We start from the raw sequence: 22,162 nt of genomic DNA, 5'->3' as shown, positions 1-22,162 counted from the left end.
AATAGAGGACGCAAAAATGGGGCGGAATGGGGGATTGCCCTGCCGGCTGTCTAGACGCGCCCCTTCCACGGAATGGCGAATTTTTCCACGTAGCGCACCAGCAGATCGAACGCGAAGGCGAACACGCCGATCACGATGATGCCCATGATGACGATGTCGCTGGCCAGGAACTGCGCGGCGTTCAGCACCATGAAGCCCAGGCCACGGTCGGCGGCCACCATTTCCGCCGCCACCAAGGTGGTCCAGCCCACGCCGATGCCGATGCGCAGGCCCGTGAAGATCTCGGGCATGGCCGCCTTCAGAATCACATGCCAGACGATCTGCATGCGCGTGCCGCCCATGGCGTAAGCCGCATGGATCTGTTCGATGGATACCGACCGCACCCCGGCGCGCGCCGCGATCGCCATCGGCGCGAAGATGGCCAGATAGATCAGCAGGATCTTCGGAAATTCGCCGATGCCGAACCAGATGATGATGAGCGGCAGGTAGGCCAGCGGCGGCAGCGGGCGGTAGAACTCGATGGGCGGGTCGAAGATGCCGCGCGCGTAGCGGTTCACGCCCATCAATATGCCGATGGGCACGGCCGTCACGCATGCCAGGAAGAACGCCGAGAACACCCGCGTCAGGCTGGCCATGGCGTGTTCGGCCAGCGTGGAATTGGCCACGCCGTCAGTCATGGCCGAGATGAACTTGTCGTAGACCGCAAAGGGCGACGGCAGGAACAGCGGCTTGACCCAGCCAGTGCTGGTGGCCAGGAACCACAGTGCAATCAGCGCGATGGTGGTGATCAGGCTGATGTGGCTGCTGTAGCCCGCGCCCGGCGCGCCATACACCTTGCCGGGTGCGGCGGGCTTGTGGCCGCCGCGCGCTTTATGCATGAGCGGGCTCGTGGGCGGCAAGCTCGTCGCCGTAGATGATGCCAAGGACTTGCTCGCGCATGGCGATGAAGTCGGGGCTGGATTTGATGCGGCGGCCATCGCGGGTCTCCAGGTAGCGCCGGTTGAAGTCCGGCGTGAAGGTGTGTGTGATGCGGCCCGGGCGCGGCGACATGACGATCAACCGCGACCCCAGGAACAGCGCCTCTTCCACGCTATGGGTAATGAAGAAAAACATCTTGTTGGTCTGACGCCAGATGTCCAGCAGCAGCTCCTGGATGGTTTCGCGCGTCAGCGCGTCCAGCGCCGCCATCGGTTCGTCCATCAGCAGCATGGCGGGGTCGCAGGTCAGGGCGCGGGCAATGCCCACCCGCTGCTGCATGCCGCCGGACAACTGGTAGATCATGTGACGGTGAAAGTCCTGCAGGCCCACCAGTTCCAGGTTGCGGCGGGCGCGGGCGCGCCGGGTTGCCTTGTCCACGCCTTGCAGTTTCAGGCCGAACTCGGTGTTCTCCAGCACGTTCAGCCAGGGCAGCAGCGCGTGCTTCTGGAACACCACGCCGCGCTCGGCGCCCGGGCCCGTGATGGGCCGTCCGCCCAGCGTGATCTCGCCTTCGGTTGGCGACAGGAAGCCGGCCAGCAGGCTCAGCAAGGTAGTCTTGCCGCAGCCGGACGCGCCCAGCGCCACCACGAATTCGCCGGGCTCGATGGTCAGGTTGACGTCGTGCAGCGCCACCACCGGGCCGCTGTCATGCATGCCGGGGTAGGTAACGCCGACGTGGTCCGCGCGCAAGGCCAGGGCGGCGGGGTGGGATGGCTGGGTCATGCGGATTCCCCTTATGACGGCACGCCCGCGGCAAGGCGGGCGTGCTGGGCAAAGACGGCGCGGCTATTTGGCGGCGGCCTTCGCGTACTGGTCCGTAACGTGCGGGCTGTAGTCGGTCAGCGCGCGGTCGATCTGCTTCTGGTCTTTCAGGAACTTGGCGCTGGCGTCCAGCGCGCGCACCGCGCCCGCGTCCTTGCCGCCACCCAGCCAGGTCGGCGACGCCTGTTCCTGCGCGGTCGGGAACACCAGCAGCTTGAGCGCGCTGACAATGTCGTCCGGCTTGCCGCCGATCAGCCGCACGATGCCCTTGACCTCGGGCGATTCGGGCGTCCATTTGGCGCCGTTGGCGTGGTAGTCGGCGTAGGACTTGGCCAGCACGCTGGTGAAGGCGGCCATGAATTTCGGGTTCTTGGCGGCCCAGGCGCGGTCCACAACGATGCCGTCAAACGTGGGCACGCTGGCGCGGCCAATGGCTTCGGAGTCGGCGATGACCTTGCCCGTTTTTTCGATTTCGGTCAGCGCGGGCGGCCACACATAGGCGGCATCGATGTCGCCGCGCTGCCAGGCGGCCACGATCTGTGGCGGTTGCATGTTTAGGATGCGCACGTCGCGCGGGTTGATTTTCCAGACCTGATCCATGCCCACCAGCAAGTGGAAGTGCGAGGTCGACACGAACGGCGTCGCCACGCGCTTGCCCTTGAGGTCGGCCGTACTGTTGATGCCCGAGCCGTTGCGCGCCACCAGGGCTTCGGACTTGCCGATATTGTCCAGGATCCAGAACAGTTGCAGGTCCACGCCGCGGGTCGCGGCCGACGTAATGCCCGTGGAACCCAGTACGCCGACCGGCACATTGCCCGAGGCGAGCGCGGTGGAAATGTCGCCGCCCGAGGTGAACTGGCGCCAGTCGACCTGGTAACCGGCGTCTTTCAAGGCTTTGTCGAAACTGCCGTCGGCAATGGCGGACAGGAAGGGGCCGACGATGAGCTGGTAGCCAACGACCAGCTTGGTCTGCGCGTAGGCAGGCGCCGCCAATAGCGCGGCGGCAAGGCCGGCCAGGGTGTAGCGGCGGATGAGGCGGTAAATCGCGTTCATGGTGATCTCCGAAAGAGAGTGGGCCGCGCCCCGACGCGACCGGCTTTGTGCCGGTGCGGCCTGGTGCCAGTTTGCCCGGATAGGGCCAGAACGCTAGGTCCAGATGGGCGGTTCAGTAGGAGCCAAACCGCGTGGCGGCGGGTGGGTCTCAGGGTGTGCCGGGGCCGCGGCATCGGGTATCGGCCAAATGCCCGATGCCGCCATAGCAGCACGAGTTACCAGCAGCGCTGGATTTTCCAGTGACGGAAATGTCATTCATTTGTTAACGATTTGTCTGGCGTGCTGGGATACAGTCGTTTCGTCCGGCCATGCGGGTGCGATGGAGGGCCTGGAGTGTCGGTGTTCCGCTGGCGCCTGGCCGCAGCCCCCGGGGCCATGAATTCCGTCGAGGTCGTATGTTCACCAATCTAAGAATCCGCAGCTGCCTGGGCATCTTGCTCGCGCTGTTTTTTATTGGCATGTTGGCCGCCAACGGCGCGGCCTGGCTGGACACCCGGTCCAGCAATGCCAAGCTGGACCAGGTCAACGAAGCCTATTCGATGCGCGTCGTGCCCGCCTACGAGGCCTACACGCTGATGCTGCGGGCGCGGCTGGCGATGGACGCGGCCATGATCAACCGGCAGGTCGGCCGCACCCAGCAAAGCGATGCCGACGCTGCCCGCGCCGAAGACCTGTGGCGCCGTTCGCGCGCGCGCTTCGAGGCCTTCTCCAATGAGGTCCGAGCCCCCGCGCTGCAAGAGAAAGCCGCCCCCGTGGCGGCCGCGTTCAAACACTATGACGCGCTGGCCGCCGAGCAGTTCGAATCCATGCGCGGCCAGGATGCCCGCGCCTTCGCCTTGCAGATGGATGCGGTGCAGGGCGCGCACCTGGCGTTCGACCACGAGGTGGCCGACTACCTGGCCTATGTCGATGCGCAGACCAATGCTTATGTCGCGGCGGCGGCCAGCCAGCACCTGCGCGCCAACATCCTGATCGCGGTGCTGCTTGCCGCCGCCGTGTTGCAGAGCATTGGCGCCGCGCTGTTTGTCAGCCGGTCCGTGCTGCGCCCCTTGCTGCGCGCCGGCACCCACTTCCAGAGCATTGCCGACGGCAATTTGACCAACCACATCGAGATCAAGTCCCACAATGAAATCGGTCAGCTTTTTCTTGGCCTGCAACGCATGCAGGCCAGCCTGGCCAAGACGGTGGCCGCCGTCCGCCAAAGCGTGCAGCAGATCAGCCGGGGTACGCACGACATTGCGGACGGCAATGTGTTGTTGTCGTCGCGTACCGAGCAGCAAGCCGCCACGCTTGAAGAAACCGCGTTGTCGATGGGTCGGTTGGCGGTAACCGTCAAGGAAAACGCCGACAACGCGCTGCGCGCCAACGAGCTTGCCGAGGGCGCGTCGCAAGTGGCGGGGCGCGGCGCGGCGGTGGTGGCGGACGTGGTCGGCACCATGCAGGACATCAGCGCCAGTTCGGCCAAGATCACGCACATCGTGTCGGTGATCGACGGCATTGCCTTCCAGACCAACATCCTGGCGCTCAACGCCGCGGTCGAGGCGGCTCGCGCCGGCGACCAGGGCAAGGGTTTTGCGGTGGTGGCAGGCGAAGTGCGCGCGCTGGCGCAACGCAGCGCCCTGGCGGCCCGTGAAATCAAGCAATTGATCGCCGATTCGGCTGGCCGGGTCCAGGCGGGCGCGCAACAGGTGGAGCTTGCGGGGGCCACCATGCGCGAAATCGAGAACGCCGTGCACCGCGTGACCGACATCATGGGAGAAATCGCCGCCGCGTCCAGCGAGCAGGCGCAAGGCATCGACCAGGTCAACCTGGCGGTCTCCAGCATGGACGAGGCCACGCAGCAGAACGCCGCGCTGGTCGAGCAGGCAGCCGCATCCGCGCGGGCCTTGCGTGACCAGGCCGAAGGCCTGGCGCAGACCGTCGCCATCTTCAACGTGTCGCCGCGCGTGGTGATCGACATGCCTGTCGCGCGCGAACCGGTCCAGGCCCACCAGGTCCAGGCTCAGGCCAGGGCCCCGGCAGCGCGCCGCCGCGTGGCCTTGCAACGGCCCAAGGCGGCCGGCGCCGGGGCCGACGTGCAAGACGATTGGCAAGTGTTCTGACGAAGCGGCGCCGGAAGGAGGATCTGGCGCCTGCCCGGTAGTATCCGGTGGCCCGTTTCCGCGGGGAGCAGGCCGACGGTCGATCAACGCTACGCATGCGTGCGTCCCCGGGGATCGGGGCAAGCGTGTGCTCTCACGACAAGAAGAAAACAATGAGCGATTTCGACATGGTGATACGCGGTTCGCTGGTCAGCGCCGATAGCATTCTGGAAGACGGTTGGTTAGGCATCATGGACGGCAGGATCGCGGCAATGGGCAGCCACAGCCCGCCCGCCGCGCGCGATCAGGTGGATGCCCGCGGGCTATGGGTGCTGCCGGGCGCTGTCGATAGCCGTACCTATATAGGCGGTTGGGCAGACGGTTGCGGCATTGGCCGGGCATCCCGCGCGGCGGCGGCAGGGGGCGTGACGACGTTGGTGGACATGCCCTACGAGCACGCTGAAGTGGTAGCCAGCCGCGCGCAGCTGGATGCGATGGTCTCGCGCATCGGACGCGAGGCGCATGTGGATGTGGCAGTGGCCGGCACCGTCAACACCGAGCATGGCCTGGACGCGGCGGACGCCTTGGCGCGGGGTGGGGTATGCGCGTTTTCCATCCCCACATTCGAGGCCGAACGGCAGCGCTTCGCCCACCACGAAAGCGATTTGCTTCAGGCCTTCCAGGGCATTGCGCGCTTTGGGCTGGCTTGCAGCATGCACAACCATGCGCGCCTGACCGTCAGCCGCAATGCGCGGCGGCTTCTGAACGCCGGCAGGCCGGGCAGGGAAGTGCTGGCCCGCGCCAATCTGCCGCTGATCGAGGGCTTGACGACGCGGTTGCTGTGCCGCGTGGGTGCGGCGGCTGGCGTGCGCATGCAAGCCGCCGATGTCTGGTCCGAACAGGGCTATGCCTTGTGCGCCCGTTACCGCCAGGCCGGGCATTGGGTCACGATCGAAACCAGCCTGCGCAGCTTGATGATGAGCATCGAAGACGCGCTGCAGCAGTTTGGCGGGACGCCTGACGACTATCCGCTGCTGCGTCCGCGTGTGGAGGTCGACGCACTGTGGCGGCGTCTGGCGACCGACATGGGTACTTTCGTATCGTCGGGCTACCTGGCCCGCGGCGACGATGGCGGCGAATGGCCGGCGCCCATGGTCGATTACGGCCCCGACCTGCTTCTGCCGGCGCTGTGGTCCGGCTGCGAATCGCGTGGCCTGTCGCCGTGCTTGGTGGTGCGCCTGCTGTCGCAAAAGCCCGCCGAACATTTCCTGCTGGACGACCGCAAGGGGTCGTTGGACATAGGCAAGGACGCGGACTTCGTTGTGCTGGCGCCCGGACGTTCGGCTTCGCGGCAAACCGAGCACGTCGGGCAGCCGCATACCGTGCATGTTTTTGGGACGTGGCGGCGCGGCCAATTGGTGTATGACGGCAGGCGTGTGCACGGCGAGCCGGGCACTGGCCATTACCTTCGACCGCGCGCCGTGTCCAGGGAAGGCCACGGCGCCACGGTGATGTGATGGTGAACTGATGCGCCAAGCGCGTCAGTTCGACGGCTCTCGCTGTTCCATGACGTAACCCAGGCCCCATACGGTATGCAGCAGGCGCGTGCTGAAGGGGTCGTCCATCTTCATGCGCAGCCTGCGCACGGCGACGTCGATGGCATTGGTGCCACGGTCGAAATTGATGCCCCACACATGCGCGGCCAGGTTCATGCGAGATTGCACTTCGCCGTGCTTGCGCATCAGTCGTTCAAGCAGGGCGAATTCAATCGCCGTGAGCCGGATGCGCTGCCCTTCGCGCAAGGCCTTGCGGCTTAGCAATTGAAGTTCAAGATCACCCACGCGCAAGACATGCTGCGCGCCGGCGTCGTCGATGGGCGAAGACCGTCGGCTGATGGCCTTCATCCGCGCGACGAGCTCGCAGGTGGCGTAGGGTTTGGCCAGGTAGTCGTCCGCGCCTTCGCTCAAGCCTTGCACGCGGGCTTGCAGCTCGTCGCGGGCCGAGACGATCAGCACGGGCACATTGCTTTCCTTGCGCAGTTCCCGCAGCACCGTAAAGCCATCCATGACGGGTAGCTGCACATCCAGCAGGATCAGGTCGTACGGAAACGTTTTTGCGATGCGAAGACCGCTTGCGCCATCGGTGGCAATGTGAACGATTTGGCCTTGCTCGGCAAGCGTGTGGCTCAGTGCTTCAGCCGAGGTCTTGTCATTGTCGATTACGAGGACTTTCATGGGTTACTGCATCGAATGGACACCATGGGCTTGCGGGGCCGCGCCAAGACGCGGTTTGCAAACTGACGGCGTTCCTCACACGGACTGGCGCAACGAAATGCAGCGGTAAGGCATGCACGCCAGGCGACCCGTCATGCTGACGGCTAATAACGCTCTTGTGAATTGGAAGAGTCTTAAAAGTGCCCCGGCCGGCAGGCCGGCCGGGGTAAAGTTGCTGCGAACGGCGCGCCAGATCGGGGGGGGAAGGCGGCAACACCGTTTTTGCTGCGACGACTGCAACTTCAAACAACAACTAGACATCTCACGACGTTTGCTTTCGAAGGCTGTGGCGGCTCCGATCGCTTGGTCGCGGTTCGCAGCGTAATGATTGTGAGGGGGCTGCGAATGACTTCAATGTACAGCCCGCTTTCGCCAGTCGGTCGCATGAAAACAGCCGCTTGCCGCAGGGATTTGAGCCATTTCAATTGGCCGAAATCAGGCGCCTCAAAGTGGCGGTTTGGTCTGATTTTTATCCTGGTGCGCGCGTGCCGCGCGAAACCGGCCTGGGGGGCGCGAAAGGCCGGCGGGCAATTGAGCAAGCAAGAGCTGTGGGGCGGGCTATCTCTGCCGATTCAATGCCAAGTGAAACGGGCGGTGCAGCCTGCCTGGCCGCACCGCCCGTTGTGGGGATGGGGGAAATATCAGCGGATCAGGCTGAGGAACTCTGCCCGCGTGGACGGGTTGTCGTGAAACTCGCCCAACATCACCGAAGTGACCATGGACGAATTCTGTTTTTCCACGCCGCGCATCATCATGCACATGTGTTGGGCCTCGATCACCACGGCCACGCCGGCCGCGCCGGTCACGCTTTGCACGGCCTCGGCCACCTGGCGGCTGAGGTTTTCCTGGATTTGCAGGCGGCGCGCATACATTTCCACAATGCGTGCCACCTTGGACAAGCCCAGCACCTTGCCGGCCGGCAGATAGGCCACGTGGGCCTTGCCGATGAAGGGCAGCATGTGGTGTTCGCACAGCGAATACAGTTCGATGTTTTTCACCAGGACAATTTCGCGCGTGTCGGACGTGAACAGCGCACCGTTGACGATTTCGTCCAGGTCTTGCGAGTAGCCACGGCACAGATGGCGCATGGCCTTGGCCGCGCGGGCGGGCGTATCGGCCAAGCCTTCGCGGGACGGGTCTTCCCCTAGCGCTTCGAGAATGGCGGTGTAGTGCTTTTCCAATGACATCGGGGGACTCCTGGGGCAACGCGTTCGTCGTGGCGTCGTGTCGTGCCGCGTCGGCGACGCGGAATTGCAGGCAAGTCTACCGCAGCACGGGATTGTCTACCTTGGCGCGGGGTTGTGTGCCATGGCCGCCGCCGCCGATGGGTTCCGTGCGACAGGCGTTTGTTTTCGCGGGCCGGCGTTGCCGCACTTCACCCATCCTACGATCCACCATCCGTAGGATGGGTGAAGCGCGTCATTCGCTCCGCAAGAACCCCGCCAACAATCGCGCGCAACCCATCATGCAGACGTTCCCGTAACCCATCGCGCAGACGTTGGCGATGGGTTACGCGCGGCAGACGCCGGTTTTCGCGGGCAGGCCCTGCCGCGCTTCACCCATCCTACGGTTTGAGTCCAGCCATCGCGCGACGCCATAGCGTTGGCCATTGTTCTGCCCAACAATAGGCGTGAGTCATGCCCGGCACGCTCTCCACGGTTGGTCGACGGGTGGCGGGATAACGGGCCGCGTAGCCGTGCGCCAGCGCCGGCGGAATCACGGTATCGCTGGCGCCGGCAAAGTGATACTGCGCCAGCCTAATCAGCCGGTCCGTTTCCGTGGCGGGGTCAAGCGAGCCGGTCAGCGGCGACAAACCGTGCAGACGGACCCAGGCGTTGGGATCAAGATTGCCGGCCACGCTCAATAGCGCGACCACGTCGTGGCGGCGGGCCGCGGCCAGCGCGGCGATCGCGGCGCCACCCGAATAGCCGACCAGCACCAGGCCACGGGGGCCCAGCCTGCGTTGCAACGCGTCCAGAGCCTGGTTCGTCGCCGCCACCGCTTCCGGCGCAAAGCGGCGCGTGGTCCAGAGCGCGGGGGAGCAGGGGGAGCGTTGCGCGCCGGTGAACTGGCAGGGCCGTGCCAGATAGGCGGCCTGACCTTCCGGTTGCGCCAACGCCAGGCGCAACCCCACGGGATCAATGGGCGTGGGGTCTGGCGAAACCTGGGACGGCGTCAGCCACGCCAAGCCGTCCCCTTCGATATACACGGTCAACCATCCCGTTTGTGCGGCGGGCGGCGGCGGGACATAGGCCCGCAAGGAAAAACCGGCCGCTTCCAGCGTCAGGGCCGACCAGCCATGCGCGGCGGCAAGTGCGTCGGCGTGCTGGGCGCGCTTGGCCGGCGTTGGCGGCGTGGCGCAGCCGCTGGCCAGCGCAAGCGCCGCCGCGGCGATCAGGGGCCGCCATCCTGGCCAGCCCCCGAAACGCTGCGTTGGCTTAGAAGAACCAGCGCACACGCAACGAGGCCGTCTGGCCGAAGAAACGATCACGGCGCACGGCGTCGTAGCGCCCGGTGATTTCGGTGCCGCCTTCCGTGGTGTAGGACAGGCCGGCGCCCGCTCTCACCAGCCACGGCGACTGCTTGGTGCCGTAGGTTACGAAAGCCGCATCCGGGGCGCCCGCGAAGGCGGATGTGATGCTGGCGTCGCGGTTGTAAAGGTCATAGCCGACGCCGATGTTGGCCAAGGCGTTGAAGCGATCCGACAGCGCATGCGTGAACTTGCCGTCCAGCCCAAGCACCAGCGCGTCCGTGCTGCGCGACTTGACCTGCAAGCCCAAGCCGTTGGCGCCTTGCTCTTGGTAAGCGTCGTCTTTGATCCAGGTGTAATCCAGGCGCAGCGCCGGGGCGAACACCGTCTGCTCGCTCAGCGCAAAGCGCCGGTCCACCGAGACGCCGGCATGCACCGTCTTGCTGTCATAGCGGGAATTGGCCGTCAAGCCCAGGAAGTCGATGTCGCGCTGCCCCTTGTTGCGCATGCGGCCGCCGTCCAGCTGGAACGACACGTCAGAGCGGCTGTCCAGCGCCTGCGAACCGTAGGTGATCAACTGATAGCTGTCGATGTCGGCTTTCTGACGCGGGCCGCTGGAATTGCTCGACACGTCGGTATGCGCGTAGGCAAATGCCAGGCCCAGGTTGGTGCCCGGGCGCACGCTGCCATCCACGCCGATGATCAGGCCGCCGGTGTCTGCGCTGTAACCGGGCACGCCGTCCTGGTCTTGCTGGCGCGAGTGGGTGCCGAAAGGTTTGATCCAGGCGTGGCGATCGCTGAAGAAACCGTCTCCGGAAGCCATGCCGCGGGTAGCGTCGATGCGCGATTGCACGACCCCGTTCACCGTGTTCATCGTGTTGTTGGCCAGCGACAGCCCATTGCCCGTCAGCAACGGCAGCGTCTGTTGCACCGCCGCGCTGACTTCCTCGGCGCTGCTGCTGTTGACGAACGCATCAAGCGCGCGCTGCAGTTCGGGGGACGTCGTGCCCTGGGCCAAAAGCTGGTCAAAGACCGCGGCGGCGCCACTGGCGCCGGGCGAACGCGGGTCGACCGCGCCCTGGATGCTTCGCATGCCCGTATCGCGCACCGCCAAATCAACGCCATTGGCGCCGAACACTGCCGAGAACGCGTAGCGCAGCGAGTTGTCGGTCAGGGCCAGACCGTTGTTGGTCACGCCGCCGTCGGCCGTCACCACATTGGCCAAGGTGCCGCCGACATAGCTGGATTTGACGTCCACGTCGATCGTGCCGCCCAGCGCGGCGCTGCCGCCCACGGCCAGCTTGCTGTAATCGTTCGCGCTGGCCGCCGCAATGCGCAGCGTGCCGCCGGCGGTCTGCGTGTAGTTGCCGCCAATCTTGCCCGACGTGGACGAACCCGTGTTGCGCGGGTTGTTCAGGTCGGCCCCTTGTTTAAGCAGCACGACGCCAGCGTTCGACAGGCTGGCCTGGTTGCCCAGCGACAGTCCGCCCGCCAGCACGCCGCCTGCTTCGTTGTTGACGGTGAACTTGACGCCGTCATCCACGCGCACCGTGTCGCCCGCGCTGGTGATGGTGCCGCTGTTGGCCAGGCTGCCCCCCGCGGCCGCTGTGACATAGACGCCGGCGCCGCTTGCGTCGGTGACGTTGATCAGGCCCTGGTTGGTAATGCTGACTGCGCCGCCCGTGGAATCGGCCTGGATGCCATAGCGCGCATCGATACGACCGGCGTTCAAAAGGGTGATGCTGCCCAGCTCGGTGTTGGCCATCATGCCGGCGTTGGACGCGGCATTCAACACGCCCGTGGCGTCGTTGGTGACGGTGAGCTTGCCGGTGCCGTCGGTGTAGGCGCGGATGGCGGAATAGCCCGACACCGCGACCCGACGCAGCACGGTTTGGTGGTTGGCGGTAATGGTCCCGCTGTTGTAGACCAGCGTGTCGGCGCCCGTGCCGCCTGCCACCAACGCGTCGTAGTTGTCGGCGACCACCGTGCCACTGTTGATGATTTCGGCACCGCCCATGTTGGACCATGCCACCAGGCCTTGCGCGGTCGTCGAGCGCACGCTGCCCGTGTTTTCGATGCGCGACGTGCCCGCATAGTTGATGGCGCGCGCGGCGGCCTGATAGGCCTGCACCGTTCCTTCGTTGCGGATGAGAACGGTGTCGGGTTTGGTGACGTTGCCGCCGTCGGCATACAGGCCGCGCGACTGGGTCGAGGTCACCGAGCCCCGGTTGATCAAGGTCACCTTGCCGTTGTTGGACGTGGCGGTAATCCCGACGGTGTCGCTGCCCGTGGCGACCACGGTGGCGGCGCTGTCAATATAGATGTCGTTGCGAAATGCCGTGTTCGCGCTTTCGGACCGTACCCATAGTGCGCCGAACAGGCCCGCCGAGCGCAAGGTCACGCCTGAGCCGAGCTTTACGTTGACGCTCCAGTCATCCGCGCTGGAATTCAGGAATACGGCGGGATAGTCATTGCGTTCAAGCGTCGTGCTGCCGGTAATGCTCAGGTTTTGCACGAACGGGCCCGTGGTGACCGACGGATCGTTACGCAGTGACACAGATGAAGCGGTGACATCCTCGACGAACAGCGACGAGGTGCCCGCGCCGCCGCGCAATTCGATTTCGGTCGGTCCGCATTGCAAGGCCACGACGCTGCCGGTGGCGGAACACCCCTCCAGCGCCGCGGGCACGGCAAACACCGGAGTAGAACCCAGAAGAAGCAGGGCGGGAAGAACCCGGTAAGGCAGGGAGGGGCGGTTACGCGGAGGCATGGTTATCGCAGGATGTAATAAGAAGTTAGTATTACATCTCAATTTGTCACCAAATGAACGCGGGAAAACCCTCGAATGGCCTCCTGGTGGACAGGGATTTTTTGGCTTTGCCTGGCCCCTGCCTGACCCCTGCCTGCCCCTGCGTGTTCCTGCGCCTCAGCCTTCCTTGCCGAAGCCGCCGCTGGCCCACTCCGACGCGCGCTGTACCGTCAGCTTGTAGGTTGGCGCGACGTGGACCTGCGCCAGTTGTTCGCCCGATTCGTCGTAGGCGCTTAGCACGGCATAAGGCTCGTAGTCGTCGGGCACGATATCCAGCTTGATGGTCAGCCGGCCAGCGGCAGCGTCGATCTTCACGCTCTTGTGCAGCGTCGCATGCAATTGCTGTTCATGGCGGCGCAGCACTTCGTTGGCGGTTTTCACCAGCGTGAAGAAGGCGGGGGAGTCCAGCGGCTTGGGGTTCTTTTTGTCACGGCCCATGGTCCAGGGACCCACCAGGGCCGGCTCCGCCTGCCCATCCAACGTCATCTCGACGGCCCAACCGTCGTCGTCTTCATTCTTGATGATCCGCGCCGTCCAGCCGTCATCGCGCCAAAGCCTGGCTTCCTGTTCCTTGCGGGCCTCGGGGATAGCGTCGTCGTCGGGGTGGGAGGTGTCATTCACTGCGGTACTGCTCCTGGATTCGTCTGCTTGCAGACCGGCACTGTAGCCTACCCGGCGCCGACCGCCGGCGCCTTCCCCCGTTGTTGTCGTCTCTAGATGCCTTGGCCGCCGGATATTTCAATGCGCTGGGCGTTGATCCAGCGGTTGTCCTCGGCAAGCAGGTTCGCAACTGCCGGCCCGATGTCGTCCGCCACGCCCACGCGCCCCAGCGCCGTCATTTCCGCGAAGAATTGATTGAATTCCGGCGTATCGCGCACCGCGCCGCCGAAGAAATCAGTTTCGATCGCGCCCGGCGCCACCACGTTGACGGCGATGTTGCGGCTGCCCAGCTCCTTGGCCAGATAGACGGTCAGCACTTCGATCGCGCCCTTGACCGCGGCATAGACCGACCAGCCCGGGGTGGAAATTCGCGTCAGGGCAGAGGACAGGTTCACGATGCGGCCGCCGTCCGCCAACAGTGGCAGCAGCGCCTGGGTCAAAAAGAACACGCCTTTGAAATGCACGTCGACCAAGCGGTCGAACTGCGCCTCGGTCGTATCGGCAATCAGGGCTACATCGCCATGGCCGGCGTTGTGGATGAGGTGATCCAGCGTGTCGCGCTGCCATGTGTTGCGCAGCGTTGCCTTCAGGCGCTGCGCGAAGTCCGGAAAGGCCGAGGTGTCGCCTACGTCAAGCGGTAGGGCGACGGCCTTGCGGCCCATCTGTTCGATGTCGGCGACCACGGCGTGGGCGTCCGCTTCGCGGCGCTGGTAGGTGAAGATGACGTCGCCCCCTTTGCGCGCGATATTCAGGGCGGCGTTGCGGCCCAGCCCGCGGCTGCCGCCAGTGATGAAGGAAATTGTCGTCATGCTAAGGCTCCTTGGTTGAAGTTGAATCCGGGAGTGATTCTGAGCCGTCTGCACGCCGCGGCCTTTGCCTGAATCGTGATGTCCTTGGCCTGTTTCTACGAAGATGCCGGCCGGGCTTTGAATGTCCGCTACGATCACGCTGCGGACAAAACGACAGCAAAAACCACAAAGCCACGGCGCCTGCGTATGAACGACTCATTACTCCGAACTGTCCGGCGTTACGTCGAGGCACACGGCGGCCCCACGGACCTGGCCCAAACCCCCATCCCGGGTTTGGCCGTCATTCGGTGCATCCGGCCCAGCGGGCTGGAATATGCCATCTCTCGGCCGCTGGCCTGCCTGGTGTTGCAGGGCAGTAAACGGGTTTCGATGGGCACCCGAACCTTCGAATTCTCGGCGGGCGATTCGCTGCTGATCACGGCGGACGTGCCGACCGTCAGCCAGATCACTGCCGCCAGCGGCGACCAGCCCTACCTGTCGCTGGTGCTGGATCTGGACATGGCGGTCATTGCGGAACTGGCCGTGGAAATGAAACTGCGCCCGCTGGCGCAAGATGTCCCCGTGCTGGTCGAACCCACCGATGCTGAAGTCGCGGATGCCGCGCTTCGGCTGATGCGCCTGATCGACCGCCCCGACGCCTTGCCGGTGCTGCAAACACAACTGCTGCGCGAGCTGCACTACTGGCTGTTGGCGGGACGGCATGGCGGGGCCATTCGTCAGTTGGGCGGGCCGGAAAAGCACGCCCGGCGCATCGCTCGGGCCATCGTCCTGCTTCGCACCGAATTCGCGCGGCCGCTGCCGATGGAGCGGCTTGCGGCCGAGGCCGGCATGAGCCCGTCGTCGTTCTACCAACATTTCCGCGCCGCCACATCCCTGTCGCCGCTGCAATTTCAGAAGCAACTGCGTTTGATCGAGGCCAGGCGGCTGATGGCGGCGGGGGACGTATCGGCCAGCAGCGCCGCGTTTTCAGTGGGCTACGAAAGCGTGCAGCAGTTCACCAGGGAATATCGGCGAATGTTCGGGTTGCCCCCGGGCAAGGCGTCCGAGGCGCTTCGGGCCCACCTTGCCGACGTTCAGGCGTAAGCTTGCATGCGATGGTCAGCACAGATCCCGTTGCCGTAATGGAACCAAGGAGAACCCGATGGGCTTGGCATTCAACAACCCGTTGCATGACGAATTCGGTACCTGGCCGGTTGCCTACATTCCGTATGGCGGGGCGGACATGGGCGAGATTCTTGCCGTGGGCCAGGCGGTGGGCGACGGCGACGACAGCGCCTTTCATGAGGCCTGGATGGCAGCGGGTGACCGCCTGGCCGACGAAGCCGCGCAAACGCAACGCCGTGGCCTGCGCGCTAGCGCAAGAGAGCTGTTTCTGCGCGCCAGCGCGTTCTATTCGGCGTCCTACCATCCGCTTTATGGGCCGCAACGCGACCCGCGCCTGCTGGCGGCCTTTCGTAAGCAGGTCGATGCGTTGGACCAGGGGCTGGCGTTGTCAGACGTGCCTGTCCTGCCGATGCGGATTCCGTTCGAAGGCACCTCCATGCCGGCCTACCTGATTCCCGCGGCCGGGCAGGAGCGCGCCACCCGGCCTCTTGTCATCTTCACGAATGGGTACGACGGCACCATCACGGATCTTTATTTCGCGTCCGCCGTAGCGGCATCGCGCCGTGGCTACCATTGCCTGATTTTCGATGGACCGGGGCAGGGCGAGATGTTGGTTGAGCAGTGCCTGTATCTGCGCCCCGATTGGGAAACCGTCATCGCGGCGGTGGTCGACTTCGCGCTGCAACTCAACGTCGTCGATCCGGAACGCATCGTGCTCAGCGGCTGGAGCCTGGGTGGTTACTTTGCGCCGCGCGCCGCATCCCAAGAGCATCGCCTGGCCGCATGCATCGCCGACCCCGGCTTGTGGGGCATCGCCGGGCCGTTTCGCGCGCTGGCCATCAAGCTTGGCGCGGCCCCCGATGCGGTGGCGGACCTGGGCGGCCTTGACGAACAGATTCTGGCGCAGTTTGAACACGTCATCGCAAACGACCCTGGCCTGAAGTGGAAGGTCCACCAGCGCGGGTTCTGGACCCATGGCGTGGATACGCTAAGCGCCTTCCTGCGCAGCGCGGACCAGTTCACCATGGACGGCCGCGCCGGCGCCATTGCTTGCCCGGTGCTGATGACGCTTGCCGAGCATGATGGCTTGTCAGCAGGCACCCAGGCGTTCTTCGATCAGCTTCAAAGTCCGACAAAAACCTTGCTTCGGTTCAGCGCGGCCGAAGGCGCCGGCATGCATTGCGAGATGCGGAACAGGTCGCTGTTGAACCGCAGGGTTCTTGACTGGCTGGACCAGGTGTTATTCCCCTAGCTGCTGTTCCGCTGGCTGTTATTTCCGATCAGCCGGCCTTGCCCGGCACCGGCGTATTCAGCAACTGCTGCTCCCACAGGTAGGCGATGCCGCTGCCGCCAGCGTGTTGCGTGATCACTTCCGTCAGGGCCGCGGCCTGTTCGGCGCGCGCCCAGTCCCGCTGCCATTCGGCCGCCAGCGCCAGCCAGGTCATCATGTTGGCGCCCGCCGCGATCATGCGCTGGATGGCCACTTGATGGGCCTCGACCGACACCGCGCCCGATGCGTCGGTGATTACGGTAACGTCCCAGCCTTCACCCAGGGCCTGGATGGTGGGCATGGCCACGCAGACTTCGGTCCACAACCCGGCAATGACCAGTTGCTTGCGGCCGGTTGCCTTGACCGCGTCCACCACGCGCGGGTCTTGCCAAGTGTTGATGAGCGTGCGGTCGATCACTTCCTGGCCTGGGAACACGTCGGTGATCTGCGGAAAGAGCAGTCCGCCGCGCTCGGCGATCACTGTCGTCAAGATGGTCGGAACGCCGAAAGCCTTGGCGGCTTTTGCCAGGCCCGCCGTATTGTTGATCACCATCTGCGGTTCGTGGCTGTTCACGTTCGCCAGTTGGTAGGGCTGGTGGTCGATCAGGACAAGTACCGAATCCTCGGGACGAAGCAGCGAAGCAAGGCCGTTGCGGAAAGTCATTGATGCATCCTTATGCAGTGGGTCAGAGGTTGGCTCCGGGAAACACGCGCCAGCGGCGGCACTGCCCGGAAGCCATATTCTGTTGTTCCCGCAATCGATGCGGTAGTACCATTTCGCGCTGAGCTGTGTTGCGGAAAGAGGAACGCCGACGTGGACATCGAAGCGCTACGGACATTCGTGGAAGTTGCCGACGCGGGTGGCGTTTCGCCTGCCGCGCTGCGGCTGGGGGTGTCGAAATCAATCGTCAGCCGTCGGCTTGCCGGGCTGGAATCGGAACTGGGCGTCTTGCTGCTGGCGCGTTCCACGCGCGGCGCGTCGCTGACCGAAGCCGGTGCCACGTTCCGCAACCATGCCGCCCGCGTCTGCGCCGAGATGGACGCGGCCAGGGAAGCCATCCTGCCTGCCGGCGAGCTGCGTGGCCGCTTGCGCGTGTCCGCGCCATTGTCTTTCGGGGCGGCCCACTTTGCCCCCGCGCTGGCCGAAATGGCGCGACGCCATCCGCAACTGCATATGCAGACCTGCTACAGCGACCGCTTCGTTGATCTGATCGCCGAAGGCTACGACTGCGCGATACGGGTGGGCTATCTGCAAGACTCCAACCTGATCGCAAGGCGCATCGGCCCACTTTATGGAAAGCTGGTCGCCAGCCCGGACTACCTCAAGGCGCATGGCGAACCCCAGACACCCGAAGCGCTGGTGGCCAATCATCAGGCCCTGATGCAAGGCACCGAAGCCTGGCAGCTGATGGATGGCGACAAGACCATTACGGTGCGTCCGCAAGGCCGCTTCAAGGCCGACAACGGCAGCGCCCTGGTGGCGGCAGCGGTGGCGGGGCTTGGCATTGCCTACCTGCCTGATTGGCTGACGCACGACTACGTGGCTTGCGGGGCGCTGGTGCCGATCATGACCCGCTATCCGCCGCCGCCAGCGGGCGCCTATGTCGTCAGGCCGCCCGGGCAGCATCCCGCGCGAAAGATCCGGGAGCTGACCGAGCTGTTGATTGAATATTGCGAGCAGGCCAAGCACCCTGCGTAGGCGTCACCCGCGCCGCGGCTTCAACGGGCGATGGTACGTGCGGCGTCGTCAATCGAGTCGGCCACTGCCTTGGGCTGCGTGAAAAACGCTACGTGGCTGCCCACGACCTCGGACCGCGTGGCGCCGATCTTGTTGGCCGTATAACGCAGCAGCTTCGGGTCGATCGCCTTGTCCTGCGTGGCGATAATGGCCCAGCTTGGCTTGGTTTTCCACGCGGCGTGAGTCACCTTGGCATTGAAAATGGCCATGTTGATGGGCACCTGTGAATCGCGCAGGAAGGCGGCGTCGGCAGGGCTTGTGTCGCCCGCAAAGCCTTGCTTGAATTTTTCAAGGTTGACGAAACCGTAGCCGTCTTTCTGCGTGTCGATCACGAATTCAGCGGGCGGCGGAATGTCCTTGAACTGCGACCCCGTGGTTTCACCGACGTCGGGCGCCAGCGCGGACACATAGACCAGGCCAGCCACCTTGGGGTCCACACCCGCTTCGGTGATGACCGTTCCGCCATAAGAGTGGCCGACAAGAAGTGTCGGGCCGTCTTGGCGATCCAGCACGCGCTTCGTGGCGGCAACATCATCGGCCAACGACGTCAGGGGGTTCTGGACCACCGTGACCCGATAGCCGCGGCCGGTCAGCTCGTCATAGACGCCGCGCCATCCTGAACCATCGGCAAACGCGCCGTGCACCAGCACCACGTTGCGCACTACCTGCTTGGGGGATATGGGCTCGGCCGCGTGGGTGAGGCTGGCCGCTGCAATACCCACGATGGCGGTCGTGGCGGCGAGGAGGGCTTTGATCTTCATGGCTAGGTCCTTTGTGTGTTGTGATAAGAATTATCGCGATAATTAAGTGCGACGAACGAATGCTAGGACTCGTTTTTAGTGCTGTCAAGCGATAATTATTATTGCGATATGTATTCTCGCGGCATGCTATTCTTCACGCACCCTGGAGCGAAGCAATGACCGCCAAAAAAGACACCTCCCCGCCGCCGCTGGATGGCCAGCTTTGCTACGCCGTGTACTCGGCCGGCATCGCTATCCAACGGATCTACAAGCCCTTGCTGGACAAGATGGGGCTGACCTATCCGCAATATCTGGTGCTGAACGTGCTTTGGCGGGAAGACAGCCAGACCGTCAGCGGCATCGCGGAAAAATTGGCCCTGGAACCCAGCACGCTGACGCCACTGCTGAAGCGGCTGGAAGCCGCCGGCTTTCTTGGCCGCGTGCGTAACCCCGACAACGAGCGCCAGGTGGTGGTGGCGCTGACCGAGCGCGGCCGTCAGCTTCAAAATACGTCAGGCTGTCTGGGCGAATCCTTGCTGGCCGCGTCCGGCCAATCGCCCGCCGAACTCGCCGAACTGAATACGCAGATTCGGCAATTGCGTGACGCGATCTACACGCATCTGGATGGCTGGACGCCGCCTGCGTAGCCGATGGAAGGCCAGGCAAGCTTGCAGGGGTGTGAGTTTGCCGGATTGTTAATCCAGGCTGAACACCTTGCTAAGCATCGCGCATCTAGTGCGCCAAGCGCGGGCTACCTACCATGGTCCTACCTACCATTTACGAGGTTCGACCATGCAACGACGCGACATCCTGCGCCAGGGCGCCGCCCTGGCCGCCACTTTGGCCGCAGCCCCATTTCTTCGCTCCGCCTACGCGCAGTCCGCCGCGCCGCACTGGACCACGGCGGCCGCGCCGTCCCTGGCCCGCCAGGAACTCTATCCCGAGGTGCTCGACGGCCGCATCTATGTGGCCGGCGGATTGCTGACGCCCAACACCGGGTATTCCGCGCACTTCGAATCCTATGACCCGGCAACGGACAAGTGGACGCGGCTGGCGACGCTGCCCGAAGCCCGCCACCACATCGCGCTAGCCGCTGCGGACGGCCTGATCTACGGCGCGGGCGGCTTCAGCGGCGGGTTTCCGAACTGGCGCGCCCAGGCTTCGGTCTACGTCTACGATCCCCGAAACAACCGCTGGCGTGACGGCGTTGCCATTCCTTATCCCTCGGCCGAAGGCGTATTCGCGGCTATCGCCGACCGGCTTTACCTGGTGGGCGGACGCATCCGCGCCCACGAGGACGCGCGCCATTTCAACGACCACATGGATACCGCGCAAGCCTTGATGTTCGACCCCGCCACCGGGCGCTGGTCGGCCATTGCCGATGCGCCCACCGCGCGCAATAGCGCGGCGGCGACGGTCATTGACGGGCGTCTCTTCGTCGTGGGCGGGCGGCAGGCCATCAAGCAAGCCGATGGATCACTGCGCCAGGTCAATGTGCCGGTGCTGGAGGTCTACGACCCGAAGACCAATCGATGGACCGTCCGCGCGCCGATGCCGCAGGCCCAGGGCGGGCTGGCCGCTGCCACCCATGGCGGTCGTCTGTACGTGTTCGGCGGGGAACAATGGGTGCCCCAGCAGAAGGTTTTCGACAACGCCTGGGTCTACGATCCGGCAAGCGATCGTTGGAGCGTGCTGCCGCCGCTGCCCACGCCCCGGCACGGCCTGGGTGCGGCCACGCTGGGCAATCGCATCCATGTGATCGGGGGCGGCACACGCGTCGGCGGCGACCATGCCAGCGCCGTGCATGAAGTGCTGGTGCTGCCCGAAGCGTAGGCCTGGTCGTAGGCCCGGTCCGCGCACGGCAGGCATCACGACCAGTCGTAATCGCGGACGTAGGCCAGAAATGCGCGCATTGCCGCGCTAGGGTGGCGGCGGCTGGGGTAGTACAGGCACCAGCTTGGCAATGTCTGCTTCCAGTCGACCAGCAGCTCAACCAGGCTGCCTTGTTCGATATGTTCGCGCACGTAATCCTCGAACAAATGCGCGACGCCGGCCCCCGCCAGCGCGGCCTGAAGCTCTTGCTGGGCTGAACTTAGCGTCAACCGTCCTTGGGGCGTGATCTCTTCTGCCTTGCCATCTTTAGCGAACTTCCATGTGACCGTGGTGCCGCCGGGAAAGCGGCGCCGGATGCAATCGTGCGCCGCCAGGTCGCCGGGCAGGGCAGGGCGCGGGTATTTCTGAAGATAGGCAGGCGACGCCACGATTGCATAGCGCAGTGCCGCGCCCAAGGGCATGGCCACCATGTCCTGCGCCAACTGCGTGCCAAAGCGCACCCCCGCATCGAAACCTTGCTCCACGATGTCGACAATCGCCGCGTCGCTGATGATCTCGACCTTCACGTCCGGGTACGTCTCCATGAAGCGGAACGCCAACGGACACAGCACGTGGTCCACGGCGGGACCCGGCGCGTTGATGCGCAAGGTGCCGGTCGGGTTCTCACGAAACTGATTCAGCTCGTCAACGGCGGCCCGGATGTCGAGCAGCGCGGGCGTCAGCCGTTCAAGCAGGCGCTCGCCCGCTTCGGTGGGCGCCACGCTGCGGGTGGTGCGGTTCAACAGCCGAATGCCCAACGTGGCCTCAAGCGCCGTGATGGATTGGCTGATGGCCGACGACGAGACGCCCCGCCTGAGCGCCGCCGCCCGAAAACCGCCGTGCCGCACCACGTCCGCAAAGATTTCCAGACTGTCCAGGCGCAGCGATGGCATGGTGAATTTTCCGCTTTGAGTGGTTGTTGGGGGGTATGCAGGGGCGTGCACGGCAGAAAGGGCAGGCCGGTAAACCCTGCCCACAGGGCAAGAATTTACGGCATTTCATCCATTGACTCGCCCTTTGCCCGCCACCGCGCGCCACGGGAACGGCATTTGCTGCGTTTTGCCAAGCGTGCTTTCCAGTCCGTTACCCAGGAGGCAATCCAATTGAACCCAATCATTGAACATCGGTATGCCCTGACCGTGCATCCGGTCCATGCGGTATTTCTGGCGGGGATGCTGCCCTGGTTTCTTGGCGCAGCCTTGGCGGACGCTGCCTATGCGAAGTCTTTTGACATCCAGTGGAACAATTTCGCCTCGTGGTTTCTGGTGGGCGGTTTGGTGTTCGGCGCCATCGCGCTGCTCTTTGCCGTTATCGATGTGTTCCGGCCCACGCAGCGCGCGCGAGGAATCATTCCGTACGTCGTGGTCTTGCTGGCGACGTGGGTCGTGGGCGTTGTGAATGCGCTGATTCATGCCCGCGACGCCTGGGCAAGCATGCCTGCCGGCCTGGTCTTGTCGGTCATCGTTGTGGTGCTGGCCTTTGTGGCGGTATGGCTGGGCTTTCGCACTCCGCACATCAGGGGAGCCGTATGAAATACACGCGC

General features: G+C 64.7%; 20 protein-coding genes. 8 read left to right on the top strand and 12 right to left on the bottom strand.

Annotated elements, in window-relative coordinates; genetic code table 11:
* Positions 1-50: 50 nt before the first annotated feature.
* The 3 genes from WBR68_RS12105 to tauA all read right to left on the bottom strand — a co-directional run bounded on the left by WBR68_RS12105 (position 51) and on the right by tauA (position 2,793).
* Entirely contained in the window at positions 51-878 is an 828-nt protein-coding gene (locus WBR68_RS12105) for an ABC transporter permease subunit (protein WP_050446496.1), read from the bottom strand.
* A complete protein-coding gene (locus WBR68_RS12100) occupies positions 871-1,701 on the bottom strand; it encodes a taurine ABC transporter ATP-binding protein (protein ID WP_050446495.1) in 831 nt (276 codons plus the stop codon). The genes WBR68_RS12105 and WBR68_RS12100 overlap by 8 nt, the downstream gene beginning before the upstream one ends.
* Before the next feature lie 63 nt (positions 1,702-1,764).
* Positions 1,765-2,793, bottom strand: a complete 1,029-nt coding sequence (gene tauA, locus WBR68_RS12095; protein ID WP_230694374.1) for a taurine ABC transporter substrate-binding protein — start codon at positions 2,791-2,793, stop codon at positions 1,765-1,767.
* Between the two features lie 395 nt (positions 2,794-3,188).
* Here tauA and WBR68_RS12090 point away from each other — a divergent pair, with 395 nt between their 5' ends.
* Positions 3,189-4,895 carry a methyl-accepting chemotaxis protein gene (locus WBR68_RS12090; RefSeq protein ID WP_275066970.1) on the top strand — a complete coding sequence of 569 codons (1,707 nt, stop codon included), beginning with the start codon at positions 3,189-3,191 and terminating at the stop codon, positions 4,893-4,895.
* A gap of 152 nt (positions 4,896-5,047) precedes the next feature.
* Positions 5,048-6,391, top strand: coding sequence for an amidohydrolase family protein (locus WBR68_RS12085; RefSeq protein ID WP_230694373.1), 1,344 nt, complete (start codon positions 5,048-5,050; stop codon positions 6,389-6,391).
* A gap of 24 nt (positions 6,392-6,415) precedes the next feature.
* Here the strand turns inward: WBR68_RS12085 and WBR68_RS12080 are convergent, their stop codons facing one another.
* The 6 genes from WBR68_RS12080 to WBR68_RS12055 form a co-directional block, all read right to left on the bottom strand.
* Entirely contained in the window at positions 6,416-7,108 is a 693-nt protein-coding gene (locus tag WBR68_RS12080; RefSeq protein WP_127184363.1) for a response regulator, read from the bottom strand.
* Between the two features lie 680 nt (positions 7,109-7,788).
* Entirely contained in the window at positions 7,789-8,334 is a 546-nt protein-coding gene (folE, locus tag WBR68_RS12075) for a GTP cyclohydrolase I FolE (RefSeq protein ID WP_050446490.1), read from the bottom strand.
* A 377-nt stretch (positions 8,335-8,711) separates the two neighbouring features.
* On the bottom strand, positions 8,712-9,605 hold the full coding sequence (locus tag WBR68_RS12070; RefSeq protein ID WP_230694372.1) for an alpha/beta hydrolase: 894 nt from the start codon (positions 9,603-9,605) through the stop codon (positions 8,712-8,714).
* Positions 9,586-12,387, bottom strand: coding sequence for an autotransporter family protein (locus WBR68_RS12065; protein WP_127184364.1), 2,802 nt, complete (start codon positions 12,385-12,387; stop codon positions 9,586-9,588). Before WBR68_RS12065 ends, WBR68_RS12070 begins: the two co-directional genes overlap by 20 nt.
* Before the next feature lie 156 nt (positions 12,388-12,543).
* Positions 12,544-13,047: a hypothetical protein gene (locus tag WBR68_RS12060; protein WP_050446488.1), complete on the bottom strand. Its 504-nt coding sequence runs from the start codon at positions 13,045-13,047 to the stop codon at positions 12,544-12,546.
* Between the two features lie 92 nt (positions 13,048-13,139).
* On the bottom strand, positions 13,140-13,895 hold the full coding sequence (locus WBR68_RS12055; protein ID WP_050446487.1) for an SDR family NAD(P)-dependent oxidoreductase: 756 nt from the start codon (positions 13,893-13,895) through the stop codon (positions 13,140-13,142).
* A gap of 186 nt (positions 13,896-14,081) precedes the next feature.
* On the opposite strand from WBR68_RS12055, the gene WBR68_RS12050 reads away from it, so the two are divergent.
* Both WBR68_RS12050 and WBR68_RS12045 read left to right on the top strand, forming a co-directional pair.
* Complete coding sequence (locus tag WBR68_RS12050; protein ID WP_050446583.1) at positions 14,082-14,978, top strand: AraC family transcriptional regulator; 897 nt, start codon at positions 14,082-14,084, stop codon at positions 14,976-14,978.
* 58 nt (positions 14,979-15,036) lie between these two features.
* Positions 15,037-16,251 carry an alpha/beta hydrolase family protein gene (locus WBR68_RS12045; RefSeq protein WP_230694371.1) on the top strand — a complete coding sequence of 405 codons (1,215 nt, stop codon included), beginning with the start codon at positions 15,037-15,039 and terminating at the stop codon, positions 16,249-16,251.
* Positions 16,252-16,279: 28 nt separating this feature from the next.
* Here the strand turns inward: WBR68_RS12045 and WBR68_RS12040 are convergent, their stop codons facing one another.
* The gene (locus WBR68_RS12040) at positions 16,280-16,933 is read right to left on the bottom strand and encodes a hydrolase (protein WP_050446485.1); all 654 of its coding nucleotides are present in this window, start codon (positions 16,931-16,933) and stop codon (positions 16,280-16,282) included.
* 150 nt (positions 16,934-17,083) lie between these two features.
* Between WBR68_RS12040 and WBR68_RS12035 the strand changes: the two genes are divergently transcribed.
* A complete protein-coding gene (locus tag WBR68_RS12035; RefSeq protein WP_050446484.1) occupies positions 17,084-17,968 on the top strand; it encodes a LysR family transcriptional regulator in 885 nt (294 codons plus the stop codon).
* 20 nt (positions 17,969-17,988) lie between these two features.
* Here the strand turns inward: WBR68_RS12035 and WBR68_RS12030 are convergent, their stop codons facing one another.
* A complete protein-coding gene (locus WBR68_RS12030; RefSeq protein ID WP_127184368.1) occupies positions 17,989-18,768 on the bottom strand; it encodes an alpha/beta fold hydrolase in 780 nt (259 codons plus the stop codon).
* A gap of 155 nt (positions 18,769-18,923) precedes the next feature.
* Here WBR68_RS12030 and WBR68_RS12025 point away from each other — a divergent pair, with 155 nt between their 5' ends.
* Together WBR68_RS12025 and WBR68_RS12020 are read left to right on the top strand one after the other, a co-directional pair.
* Positions 18,924-19,394, top strand: a complete 471-nt coding sequence (locus tag WBR68_RS12025) for a MarR family winged helix-turn-helix transcriptional regulator (RefSeq protein ID WP_050446482.1) — start codon at positions 18,924-18,926, stop codon at positions 19,392-19,394.
* A gap of 145 nt (positions 19,395-19,539) precedes the next feature.
* Complete coding sequence (locus tag WBR68_RS12020) at positions 19,540-20,580, top strand: Kelch repeat-containing protein (protein ID WP_230694370.1); 1,041 nt, start codon at positions 19,540-19,542, stop codon at positions 20,578-20,580.
* Positions 20,581-20,615: 35 nt separating this feature from the next.
* Here the strand turns inward: WBR68_RS12020 and WBR68_RS12015 are convergent, their stop codons facing one another.
* Positions 20,616-21,512, bottom strand: a complete 897-nt coding sequence (locus tag WBR68_RS12015; protein WP_230694369.1) for a LysR family transcriptional regulator — start codon at positions 21,510-21,512, stop codon at positions 20,616-20,618.
* Between the two features lie 210 nt (positions 21,513-21,722).
* Here WBR68_RS12015 and WBR68_RS12010 point away from each other — a divergent pair, with 210 nt between their 5' ends.
* Complete coding sequence (locus WBR68_RS12010) at positions 21,723-22,151, top strand: DUF2231 domain-containing protein (protein ID WP_050446582.1); 429 nt, start codon at positions 21,723-21,725, stop codon at positions 22,149-22,151.
* The last annotated feature ends 11 nt before the right edge of the window (positions 22,152-22,162 follow it).

The sequence above is a fragment of the Achromobacter sp. JD-1 genome (assembly GCF_038594925.1).
In the GTDB taxonomy this organism is placed as follows: Bacteria; Pseudomonadota; Gammaproteobacteria; order Burkholderiales; family Burkholderiaceae_B; genus Achromobacter; species Achromobacter spanius_C.
This window is presented reverse-complemented; position numbering and strand designations above follow the sequence as displayed.